At 65.3% G+C, this 20,661-nt stretch carries 11 protein-coding genes; 5 read left to right on the forward strand and 6 right to left on the reverse strand.

The window, feature by feature from the left end; translation table 11 throughout:
- Positions 1–196: 196 nt before the first annotated feature.
- From EDF58_RS05795 to EDF58_RS05815, 5 genes are all read right to left on the reverse strand, one after another.
- A complete protein-coding gene (locus EDF58_RS05795; RefSeq protein WP_132263404.1) occupies positions 197–532 on the reverse strand; it encodes a hypothetical protein in 336 nt (111 codons plus the stop codon).
- Between the two features lie 82 nt (positions 533–614).
- Positions 615–2,096, reverse strand: a complete 1,482-nt coding sequence (locus tag EDF58_RS05800) for a putative 2OG-Fe(II) oxygenase (protein ID WP_165921334.1) — start codon at positions 2,094–2,096, stop codon at positions 615–617.
- A complete protein-coding gene (locus EDF58_RS05805; protein WP_132263407.1) occupies positions 2,096–3,313 on the reverse strand; it encodes an aspartyl/asparaginyl beta-hydroxylase domain-containing protein in 1,218 nt (405 codons plus the stop codon). Before EDF58_RS05805 ends, EDF58_RS05800 begins: the two co-directional genes overlap by 1 nt.
- 18 nt (positions 3,314–3,331) lie before the next feature.
- On the reverse strand, positions 3,332–5,419 hold the full coding sequence (locus EDF58_RS05810) for a tetratricopeptide repeat-containing sulfotransferase family protein (protein ID WP_132263409.1): 2,088 nt from the start codon (positions 5,417–5,419) through the stop codon (positions 3,332–3,334).
- Between the two features lie 99 nt (positions 5,420–5,518).
- Positions 5,519–8,593, reverse strand: a complete 3,075-nt coding sequence (locus EDF58_RS05815; protein WP_243654087.1) for a TonB-dependent receptor — start codon at positions 8,591–8,593, stop codon at positions 5,519–5,521.
- A 282-nt stretch (positions 8,594–8,875) separates the two neighbouring features.
- Between EDF58_RS05815 and EDF58_RS05820 the strand changes: the two genes are divergently transcribed.
- The 3 genes from EDF58_RS05820 (at position 8,876) to EDF58_RS05830 (ending at position 14,179) form a co-directional block, all read left to right on the forward strand.
- Complete coding sequence (locus EDF58_RS05820) at positions 8,876–9,550, forward strand: hypothetical protein (RefSeq protein ID WP_132263412.1); 675 nt, start codon at positions 8,876–8,878, stop codon at positions 9,548–9,550.
- Positions 9,551–9,928: 378 nt separating this feature from the next.
- Positions 9,929–13,120 (forward strand): TonB-dependent receptor, encoded by a 3,192-nt coding sequence (locus EDF58_RS05825; RefSeq protein WP_243654088.1) that lies wholly within the window; start codon positions 9,929–9,931, stop codon positions 13,118–13,120.
- An 87-nt stretch (positions 13,121–13,207) separates the two neighbouring features.
- Positions 13,208–14,179, forward strand: a complete 972-nt coding sequence (locus EDF58_RS05830; protein WP_132263414.1) for a 2OG-Fe(II) oxygenase — start codon at positions 13,208–13,210, stop codon at positions 14,177–14,179.
- Between the two features lie 67 nt (positions 14,180–14,246).
- Here EDF58_RS05830 and clpB read toward each other — a convergent pair whose 3' ends face one another.
- Positions 14,247–16,826: an ATP-dependent chaperone ClpB gene (gene clpB, locus EDF58_RS05835; protein ID WP_132263415.1), complete on the reverse strand. Its 2,580-nt coding sequence runs from the start codon at positions 16,824–16,826 to the stop codon at positions 14,247–14,249.
- A 347-nt stretch (positions 16,827–17,173) separates the two neighbouring features.
- Here clpB and EDF58_RS05840 point away from each other — a divergent pair, with 347 nt between their 5' ends.
- Positions 17,174–17,629: a nuclear transport factor 2 family protein gene (locus EDF58_RS05840; RefSeq protein WP_132263417.1), complete on the forward strand. Its 456-nt coding sequence runs from the start codon at positions 17,174–17,176 to the stop codon at positions 17,627–17,629.
- A 112-nt stretch (positions 17,630–17,741) separates the two neighbouring features.
- A complete protein-coding gene (locus EDF58_RS05845; protein WP_132263419.1) occupies positions 17,742–20,657 on the forward strand; it encodes a pitrilysin family protein in 2,916 nt (971 codons plus the stop codon).
- Positions 20,658–20,661 lie beyond the last annotated feature (4 nt).

Genomic DNA, 20,661 nt, shown 5'->3' on the forward strand with positions numbered 1-20,661 from the left:
TGCCTGCCCGATGACCTGGACCTGATGATTCAGGTCCGACGATTTAATCAACCGGTTAAGCAGCTGAAACCGGCAGGTCAATCGGGCAGAGTGAAATCGCGCCCCGGCGTCATGGCCTGGCGCCGTCGCCTGGCGTCGTCGGCCGGCGGGGGGCCCGGCGCGGGGGCCCGCTCCGTGAGCAGGATGGCGCGCTGAATCAGCCCACCGGGTCCATGCCGCGCTGGATCTGCGAACGCTCGATGTTCGAACGATCGCCGCGGCGCTGTTCTTCCCACTGGCTCTTGCTCATGCAGATCTTCTTTGCGCGCAGACGCGAGCCGATTTCCTCCACCCGCTGGCAGATCATCGGGTCCTTCTTCTCGATGTCGTTCTTGGCGACGGACGTGGCCGGAACCGCGGCCGGCGCAACCGGTGCGACCGGTGCGGTCTGCGCCGTCGTTTGGCCCGTTACCTGCGGCGCCGGGTCGCTTGCCAGCGCGGGGGTGGCTGCCAGGACGCAGGCAGCGACGGCAACTCGTGTGATCATGTGCATCGTGTAACTCCGTGGCGCCGACCTTTGGGTTCGCGCGCCGAAAGACTGGATGAAACGAAGGTAAATCGGGACGTATCGCACTTCAAGTGCGCGCTACGTCGAAGGCGAGCGTCATGCGCTCGCCCGCGGCGAAAGGCCGGGTCCCATGCCACATCCAGGACGGGAACAGCACGAGCCGCGCCGGCTTCGGCTCCACCGAAACGCGCGGCGCAAGATCGCCCAGTCCTGCGGGCGCACCGCCCAGATCGAGCCATCCCTCGCCGGGAGGAAGGTCTTGCGGAACAGCGAGATAGAGCGCCGAACTGATCCAGCCTTGCGGGTGATGATGCGGCGCATGAAAGCCTGCGCCGGCCAGCCGTACCGACCAGCTACCGGCAAACCGCGGGCGCCGGCCTCGCTTCCGCGCAAGCGTGGGGTGGGCGGCATCGACCGGCAGAAGGCTGTCTTCGAATTTCGCGATTTCGCCGCGCAGGACTTCGCGGATGCGCGTGATTTCCGGTTCGCATCGCGCCAGCAAGACCCCGTCCGTCTGAGTCCCCCCGCGAACGGACTGATCGAGGAACCGACCGGATCGCGCATGGAGACCGCGCAGCATCGGCACGAGCGCTTCCAGCCCGATCTCGGCAGGATCGAGGTCGATCACGCGGACAAGCCCCTCCGCCTCCAACCAGGCAGACCGCGGATCGCCTGCCAGTCGCCAGGCCAGGGCCGCGTAAGGCCAGATCGCTTCCGCGCCCTCCCCGGCGAGAAGAGGCTCCATTTCCGAGACGGCCTGCGCGGCCTCCCCCCGGCGCAGCAGATGGCGCAGGCGCCAGACCGCATGGCCCTGATCGGTCGCGGCACCCAGTGCGGCGAATGCGGCGGCCGCTTCCTCGCCCCGTCCCAGTTCGTCTAGCGCAGCCGCCCGCGACAGGAGGAACGTGCGAACCGGTCCGTGAACAGCGATCGCGCGGTCCGCTGCAGCCAAGACTTCGGCATGGCGCTCGCCGGAAAGCAGCAGTTCGATGGCGAGCGCCCGCAAGCCATCGCTCTGGGGGAAGCGCTGCAAGGCCGCCTCGATGCTCGCCAGCAGCCGGCCCTCCTGCCCCACCATGACGGACAACTGGGCGAACTGGCGATGCCCTTCCATCCAGCCGGGGTTGGCCGCGAGCATCGCTTCCAACTCGGCCAGGCCGCGCGGCCCTTCCCCTTCGGCAAGCCGCGCCGAGGCGAGCCCCAGCCGGATCTCGCCTTTCGCGGGGGCCAACAGGGTCGCCTGCTCGAACAGCCGCGCCGAAGAGCGCCCCGCCTCCAGCGACACATGCGCCAGCGCATGGACCACACCGCCATTGTCCGGCGCCAGCCGCTGCGCCGCCTCCAGCGCGGCAATGGCACCGTCACGGCGGTCGAGCGCGCGGCGCAGCATCGCGGTCCAATGGAGGATGGTGACATCGGCGGGATGGCGGCGCGGATTGCGGGCCAGCCAGGCCGCCAGCCGCGCTTCGGCCTGTTCCTCGTCGCCGCGGGCGAGCGCCTGTTCCGCCAGTTCGGCCAGCGCCTGCCTCTCGTCTCCGGGCCCGGACACTAGCGCCCGTCCACGTCGCGGCCCGCCGCGGCAATCGTCGCCGCCACCGCCCCGCGCTCGGTTTCGGCAAGGCCGTAATGCCAGACGTCGAAAATCAGCACGATCCTGAGGACATCGGTGGGATTCATCGCCTCGTGCTCGATCGTATCGTCGAACGCGAAAGCCTCGCCTTCCCGCCATTCCCGCGTCTCGGCGCCAACGCGGAACCAGCAGCCCGGCGGGACGACGAGCGGCAGGTGGCAGACCAGCCGCGTATTGTCGACGCCGACATGAGGCGGGATCGCGGTGTGCGGCGCCAGCAGCGAAAACATCGCATTCGGAGAGGCACCGGCAATGTGCGGCTGTGGCAGGCGCGAGAGTATCTCCATCGTACGCGGCGCCTGCGCGGCGTTGTGCGTCACTTCCCTGCCGTGTCGCAGCAGATGGATCGCACTCCAGTCCCGGCTGCGGTTCAGCGGCCGCCACTGCGCCAGGTTCTCGCGGTCCTCGTATTGGATATAGGGTTCCAGCTCGGCGCGCTCGGACTGCATCAGCGCCAGCATCTCCGCACGGATCGCCTCGAAACCGGCCTCCACTTCCGCCAGCCACGGTGTCGCATGGCGGGGATGGAACTCCCGCTCGACCAGGCCGGGATAATGGAAATGCGTGGGTTCGCTGTGATAGACCCGCGTCTTGCGCAGGATATTGTCGCGGAACCGCCCCATCCGCCAGTCCAGATCGGCATCGGCCTCGATAGTCTCGGCCTCTTGGCCCGCCGTCCGCGCGACTTGCTCAAGGTGCTTGCCGCGCTGCTCCAGCCAGTTGGCGTGAAACGCCCTCCCCGCCGCTACGGCAGCTTCGAGCGGCGACGGCATGGGGCCCTCCGGCAGCTGCGCCAGGGCTTCGCCCCAGGCCGCGCCCGCCTGGGCATCGCCGATCCGTTCCAGCAGCCCGGCTCGCATGACCAGCGCCATGAAATCGAGCGGCGCCAGTTCCAGCGCGCGGTGGACCGCCTCCAGCGCCTTGTGCGGCTGCCGCAAGGCCCGTCGCAGACCCGCCAGCTTGAGCCATTGCGCCATGAGCGCCGGCACATCGAGCGGCGGCAGTTCGAAATCGGGCGAACCCGATTCCGATCCGGCACTCTCCAGCAAAATCTGCAGGGCCTGCGCCGCGGCCGGGAGGTTGCCCGCCGCCGTCAGCCGGTCCACTTGCGCGAAAGTCGTAGTCCCTGAGTTCATTGCCCCCCCCGAGCGTGTTCAGACCGGATCGATGTCGAGGTCCGGCGGGCCGCCCCAGGCCGGCACCCGGTCGTCCTCAAGCGAATAACCGAAGCGTTCCACCCAGGGCCGCAGGATATCCAGCACCGGCTCGAGATGCTTCTCGTACCGCCGCCAACGCCCGGCCGCGCGGGTATAGATCGCCTCGGTGACCTGAGCGTAGCTGGCCGTGCGCACCACGCCGCGCGCACGCGCGGCTTCGCGGTGGTCGAACGCCTCGCCGGCCCACGGCAGGTCCAGCCAGTCGAACAGCGGTGCCAGCTCGCGCGCCTGGTCTGCAACCAGCCTTTCGTAAACGACCGTGCGAACCGGCAGGTCGAACACCTCCCGCGCCTGCTCCCAATAGGAGAAGGTGAGATCGTAGAACCGCGCCGCCGTCTCCAGATCCAGGAAATTGCTCATGGCATTGTTGGGGCGGAAGTTGGTGATGAAGCAGCTGAGGATGACGTCGCAGGGGTGCCGCAGCGCCAGCACGAAGCGGGCATCGGGGAACAGGCGGCGGATCACCGGGACTTTGCCCAGGTGCAACGGGTGCTTATCGATGATCAGCGTGTCTGGCGCCAACCTATCCGGCCCCAGCGGCGCATGCTGGGATACACGCTCGAAGTAACGGGCCCGTGCGGCAACGATGGCCGCGGCATCCAGCCCTGCCAAAGCGTTCACGCCGCCAAGCTGCGTCTCGATCTCTCCGAAGAAAGGTTCCTCTTCCAGCACCAGGGTGTTCGGCGCCGTCATCAGCATCGTATCGAGCAACGTCGTGCCTGAACGAGGAAAGCCCAGCAGAATGACCGGAGAGGCACGATCGGCAGGCGGGGTTTCGCTCCAGCCGCCCAGCCACTGCGGCGTCACGAGCGCCCGATCCCGCGCGAGATCGCCGCGGAATCGCTCGGCCCGGACGGCAGGCTGCGACGGCTCGTCGAGATGACTGGCGTTCATGGCGGCGAATTCGCCGAAAGCCTCGTCATAGCGCTCCATGCGGTCGAGCATGATGCCGCGAAGCTGATGGCGGCGATTGGCCACGACGACCTCGCCCGACTGCTCCAGCGCCTCGAATGCCTGCCCGAAGTCCTCGGCCCGCTTGAAACGCAGGGCATCGATATAGGCCAGCGATTGCGCATCGGTTCCGCTGGCAAGGGCGCGCTCACGCAAGGGTTCCAGCTCCGCCTCGCGGTTGCTGCGTTCGTAGACGGCAGCAAGCCCGACGAAGGAAGGGCCCAGTGCCGGCTCGATGACAAGAGCGGCCTCGAACTGGCCTTCGGCGATGGCATAGTCGTTACGCCGGGCGGCTTCCTGACCGTAATCGGATTGCAACGCGGCATCGCCGGGCGCACGCCGCGCTGCCTCGGCGATGGCTTCGTACTGGCGATCCTCGATACCGTTATCGTGGTAAAAACGCGCCAGAGTCAGCATCGGCACATGATCGTCCGGGAAATCGCGCGCCGCATCGCGCAGCACGGTCTCCCCTTCCTCCACACGTTCCGCGAGGAGCAAGGCCGTCCCCAGATTGACGCGGATCGGCGGTGAATCGGGAGCCAGCGCCATCGCGCGCTGCAGCACCTCGATGGCTTCCGCCGCCTCTCCCTGCTCGCTGAGGGTGTTGCCGAGATTGTTCAGCAGCGACCAATCGTCAGGCTGCCTCGCCAAGACATGGCGATAAAGCCGTGCGGCCTTGGCAAAATCTCCGGCCTCCTGCGCCAGATGCGCACCGAGCCGGGCAAGGCGCAGGCTCGGTTCAGCGAAAGCGCAGGCTTCATCGCAGAGCGCCAGGGCCTCGTCCTTGCGATCGGTCCGCAAATAGGATTCGGCCAGATTGGTGCGCACGACCAGGTCCTGCGGTCGCAGGGAATGGGCGCGCTCCAGATATGTCGCAGCACGCGCAAAATCGCCGCGGTGGAACTCAACCGCACCGCCGAGAGCGGCCAGCGCGGGATCTTCGGGTTCGGCTGCCACGGCCGCGACGACGGCCTGCGCCGCTTCGTCGAGCCGCCCCATGCGCGCCAATCCGGCAATCCGGCGAAGCTCATCCGAGGGATTGGGCTTTTCCGATGGCTTGGCGGTCGTGGTCATGCAGGGGTCCGAATTGCTTGGCGGACGTGTCCGCCGGAAACAGAAGCGGCGGCCCTCCGGGGAAGACCGCCGCCAAAGACTAACCGTTCGTGGGAACGATTAGAAGTTCATGGTGATGCCGGTGAACACGTAGCGACCCAGAACGTCGTACGTACCCGGATAGGCGTTGCCGTTGCAGACGACGCTGGCGCAAGCGTTCGAGGTGACCAGCGGCGGATCCTTGTCCAGCAGGTTGGTAGCACCCAGACGCCAGGTCAGGTTCTTGCCGAGGTCGGCGGTCAACGTCAGGTCGAAGTAGTCCATCGCCTTCAGCTTGTCGTCGAGCGAGTTGACATTCTTGACGATGTTCTGGTTCGGCGGAGCCAGCGACGACGATGGATTGGCATATTCGACAGTCGCGGACGACAGGTGTCGCCACTGCAGCGAAAGGCCGACGCCGTTCGACATGGTGTAGCTGACACGAGCCTTATGACGCCACTTGGGAAGCGGGGTTCCGCACGTCACGCCATAGTAGCCAGCGCAGTTATACTGTTCAGTCAGACCGTTATCGACGATGTAGTTGTTCAGCCAGGTACCCACGAAGCTAAGCGACACGCGGCCGGCATTGCCGATCTCGGTCGAATAGTTGCCGTTGAACTCGAAGCCGCGCGTCTTAACACCACCCACGTTGTGGAAGATGTCGACCACGTAGCCGCCCGAGGTCAGCCACAGCGAGCCCGAAGGGTCGCGATTCACAAGATCGCAGGCCGCTTGATTCTTCACTTCGTTAACACCGCAAGCCGCGAGGATCGCATCCGCGCCGTACTGCTGGATGGCCTGCTTCACCTTGATATCGAACCAGTCGACGCTGGCGGTCAGACCCGGAACCCAACGCGGCTGAAGAACGACGCCAAGGGTCTTGGTGGTCGACTTTTCCGGATTGAGGTCGGGGTTGCCGCCGATCAGGCCGTTATACTGGCTGGCCGGGTTGGCCGATGTGCCACCCGTCATCCCCTGTGCCGCGCAAGCAGGCGTCACGCCGGTGTTAACAGCGCAAGGATCGGTCGAACCATCGAGCGCGACGATCTGCGGAGCGAACAGTTCCTGAATGTTCGGCACGCGAACCGCGCGGTTGTAGCCGGCACGCAGACGGATGTCCGAGACCGGGGCAAGATCGACACCCAGCTTGTAGGTGCTGGTGTTGAAGGTACGGCCGTTCGAGATGCTGTAGTGCGAATAGCGATAACCGCCATTGAACGACAGGTTCTGGATGAAGCTGTCCTGGACGATCGGAATATCGATTTCGCCGAAGAACTCGGTGACCTTGTAGCTCCCGTTGGTGTCGAGCGTCGGAGCGCCCTGCCCGGTGAGATCGCCGGTGGTGAAGGCGTTGTCGGTCTTCAGTTCCAGAGAGTCGCGGCGGTATTCGACACCGAGCGCGACGTTGACGCCGTCCGACGCCCACGGCGACTTGATGCCATATTCACCGAGCATGCCGGTGAAGCTGGCGCTGGCTACTTGCTGCGAGGTCTGGCCCTTCATGAAGCCGGTCGCAGTCAGGTAGTCGAGCGAAGCCTGCGAGATGTTGCCGCTAAACACGTCGTAGGGAGCGCAGCGGGTATCTTGGCCCGTGACCGCGACGCGGCAGGCCGGACCGTTGGCGGTCTGGACGACGTCAAGCGCGTTGGCGAGACGGGCAGCCGAGAATTCGTTCGAATAAACCTGCGAGTAGTTGGTACGGCCATACTGGTAGTAGGCGTCATAGGACCAGGCCTTGCCCAGTTCGCCACGCGAACCAATGACGGTGCGGAACGAAGTGTGCTGAAGGTCGCTCTGACGCGCGCCGCCTTCCACGTTACGACGCAGAAGCTGCATGTACGCCTTGTTGTAGGTCGCACCGGTCGTGGGATCGGTGAAGGCCGTGGGGCTTCCATCAAGGTTCGACCAGTTGGCAGGATTGGTGTTGTAAGGCGCGCCAGTTGACAGCGGGAAGTTGCCCAGGAAACCGTTGATTAGGTTGGTCGGTGCGCAGATCGTAGAGCGCTGGCTGGCCGACATCAGCGGATTGTCGCAGTTGATGGTCAGCGTGTTGCCGAAGTCGCCCGAGGGAGCGATCTGCGCCACGGTGCGATCATCCATGAACATGAATTCCATGTACGGATGGATCGCGGTGTTGATCTCGTAGTCGGCAAAGACGCCGGCGGTGTAGCGTTCGTCCGGGCGCTGATAATAGTTCAGCGGCGCGAAGTTGTAGATGTTCTGCGCCTGCGGCGTGATCGTGCCTGCACCCAGCGCGCCGATCGTGGACGAGCTCGTGTTAAGTGCCGGATCGTAATACAGGACGTTGCCCGGAGCGGCCGTGGCCGAGCCGCCGCAGCTGAATTTGCCCGCAGCGTTCACGCCGATCGAGCACGACGAGTAGTCGCGCTTGCGCTGAAGAACCGGGGTGGCACGGCGATAGCCGACATAGGCAGTGGCGTGGCCACGGCCGTCGTCGAAGCTGGTGCCGAAGGCCGCGGTCAGGTCGTACTGGCCACCGTCGGCATTGCTGCCGCGCGGGTAGGCATAAGCCGGATCGCCCGCCTTGGCATCGAGCAGGTCGCCGATGAAGCCGTTCTTGTTCTTGTGGGTGTAGAGACCGTAGTTGGCGTCGATCTTGAAGCCTTCGAACTCGGTATCCATCACGAAGTTGACGACGCCGGCCACGGCGTCCGCGCCGTAGGTCGCCGAAGCACCGCCGGTCAGCACGTCGACGCGCTTCACCAGCGCAGCCGGGATGAAGTTAAGGTCAGCCGCCGAAGTGGTGCTGTTCGGGTCACCGGTCATCAGACGGCGACCGTTGATCAGCACGAGCGTACGCGACGGGCCGAGGCCGCGAAGGTCGACCGTGGCGGTGCCGGTGGCGCCGTTGGCGAGGCCCGAGCTCTGGCCGGCAACAACCTGCGGCAGCGAGTTCAGCAGGTCTTCCGTGCGGGTCGTGCCCTGCAGCTGGATGTCCTGCGACGTCACGGTGGTGATCGGCGCGATCGAAGCCTGGTTCGGTGCGACGATGCGGCTGCCGGTAACGACGATCGCCGGACCGCTGGCGGTGTCGTCGGCCGCGTCCTGCGCCTGGGCGCCGCTGCTGAGCAGGGCGAAGCCGAGCACCAGAGGTGCTGCGCCAGCCTTCAGCGCGGTGAGAGTTTGCTTGTTCACGTGTGTGTGTCCCTTTTTTCTAAGGCACGGTGTGACGCCGCCCCTTGAATTTTCCGACACGCGACCCCCCTGTAAGGATATTTCGCGCGGCGGAAGATAGGCTTTCATTACGCAAAGCAGGACTTGCTCAAAGGGCTTTGACGGTTGCCCCGCAACATTCGCGGATCCTTGTGACAAATCCGCAACAAAGGCGAATTAGACGAGCGGGTTTTACAGCGAATCCCGTTCAGCTCAGTCCGCAAATTTCTGTTCCATGTCGTGACATTGCCGCAACATCATTTCATGAACTCGTCCATCGAGAGCGGTAATGCTGCGAAAGCACAGCAGGAGACCCCATATTCTGCCGCTCGATCAGTTCGCTTGCTGCCGCACGGTTTGGCTTGCTACCAAACCGGAGATATCCGGCAGCGAAGGGAACGGGCATTGAACAAGGTATATCTGTCAGCGGCGGCCATGGCGCTGCTGGCTTCCCAGGCGGCGCTGGCCGCCGACAAGACCCCCACCGATCAACCCGAACCCTACCGGCAACTCGTCGCCTGCCGTGAAATCGCCGACGCCGCCGCGCGCCTGGCTTGCTACGACAAACAGGTTGCCGCGCTCGACCAGGCCACCAGCCGGCACGAAATCGTCATCGCCGACAAGAAGGCTGTCGAAACCGCCAAGCGCGGCCTGTTCGGATTTGCAACGCCGGTCGCGAAACTCATGGGCTTTGGAGGCAATGAAGATGCGGCCGAGGAGTTGAAGGCAGTCTCGACGACCGTCGCCGGCGTAAGAAGGACCGGTGCGGGCTGGCTGATCGATTTCGAGGACGGCAGCACCTGGGAGCAGAACGACACGCGCGACTTCGTGCTCTCCCCCAAGATCGGCAACAAAGCAGAAATAGCACGCGGCGTGCTTGGAACGTTCACCGTCTCGGTGAATGGTCAAAGACCGATCAAAATGCGCCGCGTGAAGTGACGTTTGCTTCACGACCATGACGATCGGCATGAAAAAGCCGCGAGCAACTAAAATTCTTCATCATGGGTCGCGCACGACATATTTCGTCTCGATATTGCCTAGACATTAGATTTTTGTGACAATCCGATCACAACTACTCTGAGTTATTGACGGAAATCTCCCTGAAAATGCGGAGTTTTGCTGTTGCAGCTTTGTCACAACCGTAGCTGCAATTCGGCCGAGGGCGGCGTTTACGATTGAAAGCGAACGCCCTCGGCGCGAGAAATCCCCTCATGGCAATCTTCCGCGTTCACGCACGAAGATTGCTGCATCCGGGTGCACGGCGGGTCTGGTCACGCTTCCAGCTGTGCGCGCGAAAGCAACAAGGGACACAACAACGTGCAAAACTCTCTGAAGAAGGCGGCGCTGCGTAGCGCAGCCAGCCTGCCCGTATTCGCTCTGGCCTTCGCGACGAGCGCATACGCGCAAGACCAGGCCGCAGCCGACGCCGACGACTCGGCCAGCGCCCCCGCCATCGTCGTAACCGGTTCGCGCATTTCGACGCCGAATCTGGAATCGGCCAACCCGGTCGCCATCCTGACCGGCGAGCAGGTGTTCAGCAGCGGCAACCTCTCGGTGGGCGACCAGCTGAACGAACTGCCGCAGCTGCGCAGCAACTTCAGCCAGGCGAACTCGACGCGCTTCCTCGGCACCCGCGGCCTCAACCTGCTTGACCTTCGCGGCCTGGGCACCTCGCGCACGCTCGTGCTCGTCAACGGCCGCCGTCACGTCGGCAGCGACGTTCTGGTCAACGCCGTTTCGGTGGACGTCAACACGATCCCGGCCGACCTGATCGAGCGCGTGGACGTCGTGACCGGCGGCGCTTCCGCCGTTTACGGTTCGGACGCTATCGCCGGCGTCGTGAACTTCATCCTCAAGGAAGATTACGACGGCCTCAGCGTTCGTGCCCAGAACGGCATCTCGAACTACAAGGACGGCGGCAAGCAGTTCGTGTCGTTCGTCGCCGGCAAGAACTTCTCCGAAGGCCGCGGTAACATCACCCTCGCCGGTGAATACTCGCACTCGGACGACTTCTACGCTTCCGGCCGCCCCGGCCTGCGCAACAACCACGGTTTCGTGGTTACCGACACCGACCCCGCCGGCACGCCGAACGGTTCGGACGGCGTGTTCGACCGTACGTTCTACAACGACATCCGTTCGGCCACAATCTCGCTGGGCGGCATGGTCGCGGCATACGGCAACCCGAGCGCCGGTCTTTGCGGAAGCGGCACCAATGGTTCGGCCTTCACCTGCAACTATCAGTTCCAGCCCGACGGCACGCTGGTCCCGCAGACCGGCGAACGCATCGGCATCGGCCCGAACGGCAGCTTCCAGGGTGGCAACGGCTCCAGCAACCGCGAAGGCCGGCTCATGGCACTTTCGCCTGACCTGAAGCGGTATACCGTCAACCTGACTGGCCACTACGAGATCACTCCGGCTCTCGTGCCCTTCTTCGAGGCGAAGTACAGCCGCACCGATGCCCGCGGCTCGCAGAGCGGCCCGTTCTTCTCGCAGGGCACCACGCTCGGCGGCGACACGCGCGAACGCGTCCGCCTCGACAACCCCTACCTGAACGCTGACGCCCGCCAGCTGCTGACCAACACCTTCGCGGCCTCTACCGTGAACGCGAACACGGGTGCTGCCTTCACCGACACGGTGGACGATGACGGCAACGTCACCACCAGCGCCGCCCAGAAGCTTGCAGCCCAGCAGGCCGCCATTGCCAACGGCACCTTCGGCTTCAGCCTGCGTCGCAACTGGGCCGACTTCGGCAACCGTGACGAAGAAATCCGTCGCGAGACCTTCCGCATCGTCGGCGGTCTGCGCGGTGACTTCAACGACGACTGGAAGTACGAACTTTCCGTCAACTACGGCGAGCACAAGGAACGCAACCTGATCCGCGGCAACGTCAACGTCCAGCGCTACCTGCTGGCACTTGACTCCACCACGGACGCCAACGGCAACATCGTCTGCCGCTCGCAGGTCAACCCCGCTGCCGCTCGCCCGGTTTCCGGCATCGGCGATCCGCTGAACCTGCTGGCCGGCGACGTCGCGGCCTGCGTTCCGCTCAATCCGTTCGGCCAGGGTTCGGTCAGCCAGGCGGCGAAGGATTACATCCTCACCAACAGCCTCGCTACCGGCAAGATGCGCCAGTTCGACGTCATGGGCTATGTCTCGGGCGACACCAGCGAGTTCCTCAACCTTCCGGGCGGCCCTGTGGCCTTCTCGGTCGGCGGTGAATATCGCCGTGAAACGGTTCGCTACGATCTCGACGAAGTGACGCAGGCCGGATACGCGTTCTACAACGCCATCCCGACGTTCTCGGCACCCGCCTTCGAAGTGAAGGAAGCCTACGGCGAAATCCTGCTGCCGATCCTCAAGGACAAGCCTTTCTTCGAAACCCTGAGCCTGCGCGGCAATGCCCGCGTGTCGGACTACAAGGGTTCGGCCGGAACGGTTTGGGCCTATGGTGGTGAAGCCATCTGGAGCCCCGTCCAGGATCTGACCTTCCGCGGCACTTACGCTCGCTCGGTTCGTGCACCGAACCTGGTCGAGCTCTATTCCGCAGCCGGTCAGAATTTCGCTCCGCAGTTCACCGATCCCTGCTCCGAGCGCAACATCGCGGCGGGCTCGGCAAACCGCGAAGCCAACTGCCGTGCGGCCGGCGTGCCGGTCGGATACGACTTCAACTATGCACAGTCGCTGGAAATCGTCAGCGGTGGCAACCCCGACCTTCGTTCGGAGACTTCGGACTCCTACACGGTGGGCGCTCTCATCCAGCCCCGCTGGGTGCCGGGCCTGTCGATCTCGGTCGACTATTGGGACATGACGGTCAACAACGTCATCGCTTCGGTGGCGGCGCAGGACATCGCAAACCTGTGCTATGATTCGACCAGCCTCGACAACTCGTTCTGCCCGCTGTTCTCGCGCGCAGGCGCCAACGGTGGTCCGAACGGCGAACAGGCGTATCAGATCCTCGAAGGATCGTTGCTGCAGAGCTCGCTCAACTATGCCAAGTACAAGGTCCGGGGCCTCGACACGCAGGTCAATTATGACCACTCGTTCGACTTCGGTCGCGTATCGCTGACGGCTTACTACACTCACTACTTCCAGAACGATCAGTTCACCGATCCGACCGATCCGACTTTCAAGGATCGCCTGATCAACGAGCTGAGCTATCCTTCGGACGCAGTGACCATGAACGCATCGTTCCAGACCGGCGCGCTCAAGCTGGGCTACCAGATGCGCTGGCTCGGCGGCATGTACGTCAATACCTATGAGGACTACAATTCGCTGAACGGCCTGCCGCCGCAGAACGAAGACTATGCGCCGATCAAGAAGTATCCGGATGTGTTCTACCACGACATCCGCGCCGCTTACGACATCGACGACAACTATTCGTTCTACCTCGGCGTCGACAACGTGTTCAACAAGATGCCTCCGTACGGCCTGACCGGTATCGGCGAGGGCTCGGGCGTGTACCCGAACATGGGTCGCTACTTCTACACCGGCATCACTGCCAAGTTCTGATCTTTTCGATCATAACCACTCTTCGGGGGCGGCGGGTTATCCTGCCGCCCCTTTTCTTTGGTCGTTCGAGCGTTCAAGAAAGGCGCCATGACTCAAGCCAGTGAACGTGCCCGCAATGCGCTGGACAGCGGGCGGCAGCAGGACGCCGTGGAGATCGCGCAGGAAGCCGGCGCTCGGGGGGATGCCGAATGTCTCGCCATGCTCGCGCGGTGGCGGCTGATCGGTAGTCCCCTGCCTCGCGACCTCGGCGAAGCGCGCCGTCTGCTGCGTGCGGCCACGTCCGCCGGCAGCGAGGACGCCGCGCTGATGGAGGCCGCTCTCACCGCCAACGGTACCGGCGCCCCTCAGGACTGGGCAGGCGCCACGGCCATCCTGCAGGAGACCGCGCAGCGCTACGGCGGCGCCGCCGCGCAAGACCTGGACCTGCTCGGGCGGATGGAGATCGACGCGGACGGCTATCCCCTCGCTCTGCCCGAACCCGAGCGGCTGGGCCAGGGCTATGAGGTCAGGCGCTGGCGGCAGTTTGTGACTCCCGAGGAATGCGCGCATCTCGCCATGTCCGTGCGCGACCTGCTGGCGCCCTCGATCGTCGCGGATCCCCGCACCGGCCGCGCCATACCGCATCCGATCCGCACGTCATCTGCTGCCGTGATCGGTCCGACCCGCGAGTCCCTGCCGCTCCAGGCCATCATGCGGCGGCTGGCCGCGGCCACCGGCACGCGCGTGGAACAGGGCGAACCGCTCAACGTGCTGCACTATGCGCCCGGGCAGGAATACCGCGCTCACATGGATACTCTGCCGCACGTCACCAACCAGCGTAAGGTGACGGCGCTGCTCTATCTCAACACCGGCTATCTCGGCGGCGAAACCTGCTTTCCCGAGCAGAACCTCTCGGTTGCGGGCGGCGGCGGCGACATGGTCGCCTTCGACAATACGCTCCCCGACGGTTCGCCGGACCCCCGCAGCCGTCATGCCGGCGCGCCGGTCCGGCAAGGCGCCAAGTGGGCCGCCACGCGCTGGATCCGGGCGCAGCCCTTCGACGTGTGGGACCAGGGCTGAGCGGTGACGCCATGACAAAAAAGGCCCCGGCAATGCCGAGGCCTTTTTCCGTTCGAGACGGTCGCGATCACTCCACCACGATCGCCAGTGCGCCGTCGCCATCGTCGATCCGCAAATGCGAGCCGTCGGGGACTTCGCCGGCGAGCAGCTTCTCCGCCAGCGGGTCCTGCAAGTAGCGCTGCACCGCGCGCTTCAGCGGCCGCGCGCCGTAGACCGGATCATACCCTACCCGGCCGAGCCAGCGCTTGGCGGCCTCGGTGAGGTCCAGCGTGATCTTGCGGTCCTTGAGCAGCTTCTGCACGCGCGCGACCTGGATATCGACGATCGGGCCCATGTGTTCCTGGCCAAGGCGGTGGAACAGCACGATTTCGTCCAGGCGGTTGAGGAACTCGGGCCGGAAATGCCCGCGCACCACTTCCATCACTTGCGGCTCCACGCTGTCCACGTCCTGATCCTCGTCGAGCTGCGTCAGGTACTGGCTGCCGAGGTTGCTGGTCAGGATGATCAGGGTGTTGGTGAAGTCCACCACCCTGCCCTGTCCGTCGGTCAGGCGGCCATCGTCGAGCACTTGCAGCAGCACGTTGAACACGTCCGGATGGGCCTTCTCGACTTCGTCGAACAGCACGACCTGATAAGGACGGCGCCGCACGGCTTCGGTCAGCACGCCGCCTTCATCGTAACCGACATAGCCCGGAGGCGCGCCGATCAGGCGGGAGACGGCGTGCTTTTCCATGAACTCCGACATGTCGATGCGCACCATCGCGCTGTCGTCGTCGAACAGGAAGCCGGCCAGTGCCTTGGTCAGTTCGGTCTTGCCGACACCCGTGGGGCCGAGGAACAGGAACGAGCCCAAGGGCCGGTTCGGATCCTGAAGCCCGGCGCGGGCACGTCGCACCGCCTTGGACACCGCCGAAACCGCATCCTTCTGGCCGATCACGCGCGCGCCGATCATCTCCTCCATCTTGAGGAGCTTCTCGCGCTCACCCTCCAGCATCTTGTCGACCGGCACGCCCGTCCAGCGGCTGACGACGCCAGCGATGTCGTCCTCCGTGACCTCTTCACGCAAAAGAGCGTTGCCCGCCTGGGCCTGCGCTTCGGTCAGCTTGCGCTCCAGCGAGGGGATCGTGCCGTAGGACAGCTCGCCCGCCTTGGCGAGATCGCCAAGCCGCTGGGCCTGATCGAGTTCGCTGCGCGCGGCGTCGAGCTGCTCCTTGATCCGGCCCTCGGCGGCGATCTTGTCGCGCTCGTTCTGCCAACGGGTGGTCAGTTCGCTGGATTGCTGCTCCAGATTGGCCAGTTCCTCGCGCAGATTGACGAGGCGGTCCCGGGAAGCCTCGTCGGTCTCCTTGGCGAGGGCCATTTCCTCGATCTTGAGCTGGATGATCCGGCGGTCGAGCTTCTCGATCTCCTCGGGCTTGCTCTCCACTTCCATGCGGATGCGGCTGGCGGCCTCGTCCATGAGGTCGATCGCCTTGTCCGGCAGGAAGCGGTTGGTGATGTAGCGGTTGGAAAGCGTCGCCGCGGCCACCAGCGCCGCATCGGTGATGCGCACGCCGTGGTGCAGCTCGTACTTTTCCTTGAGCCCGCGCAGGATCGAGATCGTATCCTCGACCGTCGGCTCGCCCACGAAGACCGGCTGGAAGCGGCGCTGCAAGGCGGCGTCCTTCTCGACGTATTTCTGGTATTCGTCGAGCGTGGTCGCGCCGATGCAGTGCAGTTCGCCGCGTGCCAGCGCAGGCTTCAGCAGGTTGCCCGCGTCCATCGAGCCTTCGGAAGCGCCCGCGCCGATCAGCGTGTGCATCTCGTCGATGAACAGGATGATCTGCCCGTCCGCGCCCTTCACTTCGTCGAGCACGGCCTTCAACCGCTCCTCGAACTCGCCGCGATACTTGGCGCCCGCGATCAGCGAACCCATGTCGAGCGCCATGAGGCTGCGGTCCTTGAGGCTGTCGGGCACGTCGCCATTGGCGATGCGCAGCGCCAGACCCTCGGCGATGGCGGTCTTGCCGACGCCGGGATCGCCGATGAGGACGGGGTTGTTCTTGGTGCGACGGGCGAGGATCTGCACGGTGCGGCGGATTTCCTCGTCTCGGCCGATCACCGGATCGAGCTTCCCGTCCCGCGCGGCCTGGGTGAGGTCGCGCGCGTACTTCTTCATCGCGTCATAGGCGTTCTCGGCCGAGGCGCTGTCGGCATTGCGGCCGCCGCGCAGCTCGGAAATCGCCGCCTCCAGTGCCTGGGGCGTGAGGTTGGCGGCCTTGAGCGCCTGCCCGGCCGAAGTGGTGGTGGCAAGCGCCAGCGCCAGCAACATGCGCTCCACGGTGACGAAGCTGTCGCCGGACTTGGCGGCGAGCTGCTCGGCCTGATCGAGCACGCGCACCGCGTCATTGTCCAGGCCGGGCGCGCCTTGCGCGCCGCTGCCCGAGACGGTGGGAATCTTGCCCAGCGCCTTGTCGACTTCCTGCACGGCGAAGGCCGGGTTGCCGCCCGCGCGCTGGATAAGACCGGACGCCATGCCCTCGCTATCCTCGAGAAGGGCCTTGAGGACATGGTCGGGGCTGATGCGCTGGTGGTTCATGCGGATCGCAACGGTCTGCGCCGCCTGAAGGAACCCCTTGGCCCGGTCAGTGAATTTTTCGAGATTCATGGTATGAATTGCCTCCTGATCTCGACCATATAGTGTTGCATATTTACAACACAAGGCATGCCGTGACATTTTTCGCGCCGCGGTCATTTCCGGCCGCAGATGGGAAGAAATCGTGGATTCTCAAGAGCCGGAACCGGCTGGCTACAAGATGGGAACCACAGCGCCGAATGCCACCCCAAAATCACCTGAGATCGGGCAGGATTTTCCGCGGGTTTTCGGTCAGGCCGCTTCCAAACGTCGCCCGGGCGTTGAACGCGGCGATCCGGCCGCATTCGCTTGGCGCCGCACGCCGCCTTGCCTAGCCTTCGCCAACCAGACCGGAAAAACAACGGGAAGAGGCATCAGACGTGGCGAAATTCACTCCCCAGCAGGCAGCGGACGTGCTTGCGATCAAGCAGGTCGTCTACGAATGGGGCGACGAACTGGACATTCACAACGGCCTCGAAATGCGCAAGACCGACGTGCTGGCCGAAGATGTCTCCTACAACGTCGGCGGCGCTTGGCGCGAAGGGCTGACAGAAGTGGAAGCCTTCTACAAGGGCCGGGCCGAGGCCATGCGCGCGGGCGCGGGCCTGATGACCATGCGCCACATCATCACCTCGCTGCGCGTCTCGTTCGACGGCGCCGACCAGGCGAAAGTCGGCTACCTCCTGGTCTTCTTCGCCGCGCTGGGCGACGGCCCCTTCGACAAGTATTGCGATCCGCTGGCCGTTGCCGACGTGACGATGGAATGTCGCCGCGATCCGGACGGCGAATGGCGGATCACCCGCTTCGATTCGGGGCAGATCTTCAAGCGGGGCTGAGGGATCAGGGATCCGTCGTCCCGGACTGGATTTAGGGCGACGGCATTCCGCCGATCCCGGGGCCGCACCATTGCCGCTGGCCCTTGCCGAACAACGTGCTAGACCTTCGGCCATGCGACTTGCTCCTCGTTCCAGCGCCATCGCGCTCGCCGCCGCTCTGCTCCTCTCCGCCTGCGCCAGCGGCCCGACAGCGGACCTCGCCGCGGCGCCCGCCGCGCCTGCCGACAAGGCGGGTCCGGCCCCCGCCTCCCCGGCCGAACTCGTGGCCAAAGTGGACATTCCCTACGAGAAGTTCGTGCTGGCCAACGGCCTCACCACGATCGTCCATACCGACCGCAAGGCCCCGATCGTCGGCGTGACGGCCTATTACAAGGTCGGCTCCAAGAACGAACCGCGCGGCAAGACCGGCTTCGCACACCTCTACGAGCACTTGTTCTTCGGCGGCTCGGCCAACGTGCCGGACTTCGATATCCCGCTGGAAGCGGCAGGCTCCACCCCCACCAACGGCTCGACCTGGTACGATCGCACCAACTACGTGGAAACCGTGCCCACCGGCGCGCTCGACGTGGCCCTGTTCATGGAGAGCGACCGCATGGGCCACCTGCTGCCCGCAGTGACTCAGGACAAGCTCGACAAGCAGCGGGGCGTCGTCCAGAACGAGAAGCGCCAGGGCGACAACCAGCCTTACGGCCTGTTCGAATATGCGCAGAGCGAAGGCCTGCTGCCCGTCGGCCACCCCTATCGCCACTCCACGATCGGCTCGATGGCCGATCTCGACGCCGCCACCCTCACCGATGTGCGCAAGTGGTTCACCGATCACTATGGCCCGAACAACGTGGTGCTCGTGCTCTCGGGCGACATCGACGCCGCCACCGCGCGGCCCAAAGTGGAGAAGTGGTTCGGCGACATCCCGCGCGGCCCGGACATCAAGCCGGTAACCGCGGAACCGCTGACGCTGGGCGCGCCGGTGAAGCGCGAGATCGTCGATCAGGTGCCGGTCCTGCGCCTCACCCGCAACTGGACCGCGCCCGGCCTCAACGACCGCGAGACGCTCGCCCTGCAAATGGGCATGCACATCCTCGGCGGCCTCGCCAGTTCGCGGCTCGACAACGAACTGGTGCGCGGACAGCAGCTGGCCGTGGCAGTCACCGCCTATTCGCAGGTCTTCCAGCAGCTCAGCTTCCTGACCATGGCGATGGACGTGAAGCCCGGCGTGGACCGCGCCAAGGCCGATGCCGCTTTCGACAAGGTGCTGGCGGACTACTTGCGCGACGGGCCGACGGAAGACGAAGTGCGCCGCGCCGTCGTCAGCACGCTCTCCGGCGAGATCGGCGGGCTGGAGCGCGTCGGCGGCTTCAGCGGCAAGGGCGCGACCCTGGCCGAGGGCCAGGTCTATTCGGACGATCCGGCAAAGTACAAGGAAGACCTTGCCCGCATGGCCGCGCTGACGCCGGCGGAGATCAAGGCGGCCATGAACAAGTGGCTCTCGCGCCCGGTCTATGCGCTCGATGTCCTGCCCGGCCAGCGCAAGGAAAGCGGCGATGCCATGGGCGGCTGGGGCGACGAGGCGGAAAACCCCGCGCCCGGCTCCAACCCGAAGGGCGCCGCCCCCAAGGCGAAAACCCCCACCCTCGCCGCCGGCCCCAAACGCGATATGCCGCCCCTCGGCCAGATCGGCGCCCTGACTTTCCCCGCCATCGAGCGCACCACCTTGTCGAACGGCATTCCGGTCGCGCTCGCGCGCCGCACTGCCGTGCCAAAGCTGGTCCTCACGCTCGACTTCGACGCCGGCTATGCGGCCGATGCGCTCGACACGCCGGGCACGCAGGGGCTGATGCTGGCCATGCTCGACCAGGGCACCAGCAAGCTCGACGCCACCCAGATCGCCGAAGCGCAGGAGCGCCTGGGCGCCAGCATCTCGATCGACGGCTCGCTCGATACCAGCAGCGTGACGCTCTCGGCGCTGTCCGCCAATCTGGCGCCTTCGCTCGATCTCACCGCGCAGATCGTCCGCGACGCCGCCTTCGCGCCCTCCGAGGTCGCCCGTGTCAAGGCGCAGTCGGAAGCGGAGCTGGCACAGGCGCTCTCCACGCCGAACGCTCTCGCCGCGCGTTCGCTGGGGGCGGAACTCTTCGGCACGCATCCTTATGCCCAGCCCGGTGACGGCCTGGGCGATGCCGCTTCGCTGGCCGCGTTGACCCCGGCGCAGCTCAAGGCCGCGCGCGACAAGTGGCTTCGCCCCGATATCGCCACCATCACCGTTGTCGGCGATGTGACCATGGCCGAACTGAAGCCGATGCTCGAACGCGCCTTCGGGCAATGGCAGGCCCCGGCCGCGCCCAAGCCCGTCAAGCCGCTCGGCGCCGCCGTGCCGGCGGCAGGCGGCAACCGCATCGTCCTGATCGACCGTCCCGGCTCGCCGCAGTCGGTGATCATGGCCGGCCGCGTGCTGCCGATGACCGGCCGGACGCCCGATACCGAAGCACTGCAGCTCGCCAACGACGTGATGGGCGGCGGCTTCCTCTCGCGCCTCAACAAGGACCTGCGCGAGGAAAAGGGCTGGAGTTACGGCGTGCGCAGCGGCGTTGCACAGCCTGTCGGACCGCGCTCGGTACAAGTCTCGGCCCCGGTCCAGTCGGACAAGACGGGAGAGGCTATCAAGGCGATCATCGCCGACATGGGCGCGTTCCCGGGCAGCAAGCCGGTGACCGCCGAGGAACTGCAGCGCGTCACCGAAGGCGCGATCCGTCAGCTTCCCAACCAGTTCGAAACCGGGGCGGCAGTGCAGGCCGCGATCCGCAAGAATGACCGCCTCGGCCGACCCGAAGACTACTACGTCGGGCTCGCCGCGCGCTACCGCACCATCGATGCCAAGGCGATCGGCGCCGCCGCCACCCAGTACCTCCAGCCCAAGGGCCTGACCTTCGTGGTGGTGGGCGACCGCAAGCTGGTGGAACCGCAACTCAAGGGCCTGGGCCTGCCCGTGGAAGTGCGCGCCGCCCCGGCCGCGCCTCAAGGCCAGGAATAAAGGA

Source organism: Novosphingobium sp. PhB57 (genome assembly GCF_004342985.1).
Lineage (GTDB): Bacteria > Pseudomonadota > Alphaproteobacteria > Sphingomonadales > Sphingomonadaceae > Novosphingobium.

What these genes read in the sequence shown, in the direction of transcription:
- EDF58_RS05795 (WP_132263404.1), bottom strand. Translation starts at nt 532, where the DNA reads ATGCACATGATCACACGAGTTGCCGTCGCTGCCTGCGTCCTGGCAGCC.
- EDF58_RS05805 (WP_132263407.1), bottom strand. Translation starts at nt 3,313, where the DNA reads ATGAACTCAGGGACTACGACTTTCGCGCAAGTGGACCGGCTGACGGCG.
- EDF58_RS05810 (WP_132263409.1), bottom strand. Translation starts at nt 5,419, where the DNA reads ATGACCACGACCGCCAAGCCATCGGAAAAGCCCAATCCCTCGGATGAG.
- EDF58_RS05820 (WP_132263412.1), top strand. Translation starts at nt 8,876, where the DNA reads ATGAACTCGTCCATCGAGAGCGGTAATGCTGCGAAAGCACAGCAGGAG.
- EDF58_RS05830 (WP_132263414.1), top strand. Translation starts at nt 13,208, where the DNA reads ATGACTCAAGCCAGTGAACGTGCCCGCAATGCGCTGGACAGCGGGCGG.
- clpB (WP_132263415.1), bottom strand. Translation starts at nt 16,826, where the DNA reads ATGAATCTCGAAAAATTCACTGACCGGGCCAAGGGGTTCCTTCAGGCG.
- EDF58_RS05845 (WP_132263419.1), top strand. Translation starts at nt 17,742, where the DNA reads ATGCGACTTGCTCCTCGTTCCAGCGCCATCGCGCTCGCCGCCGCTCTG.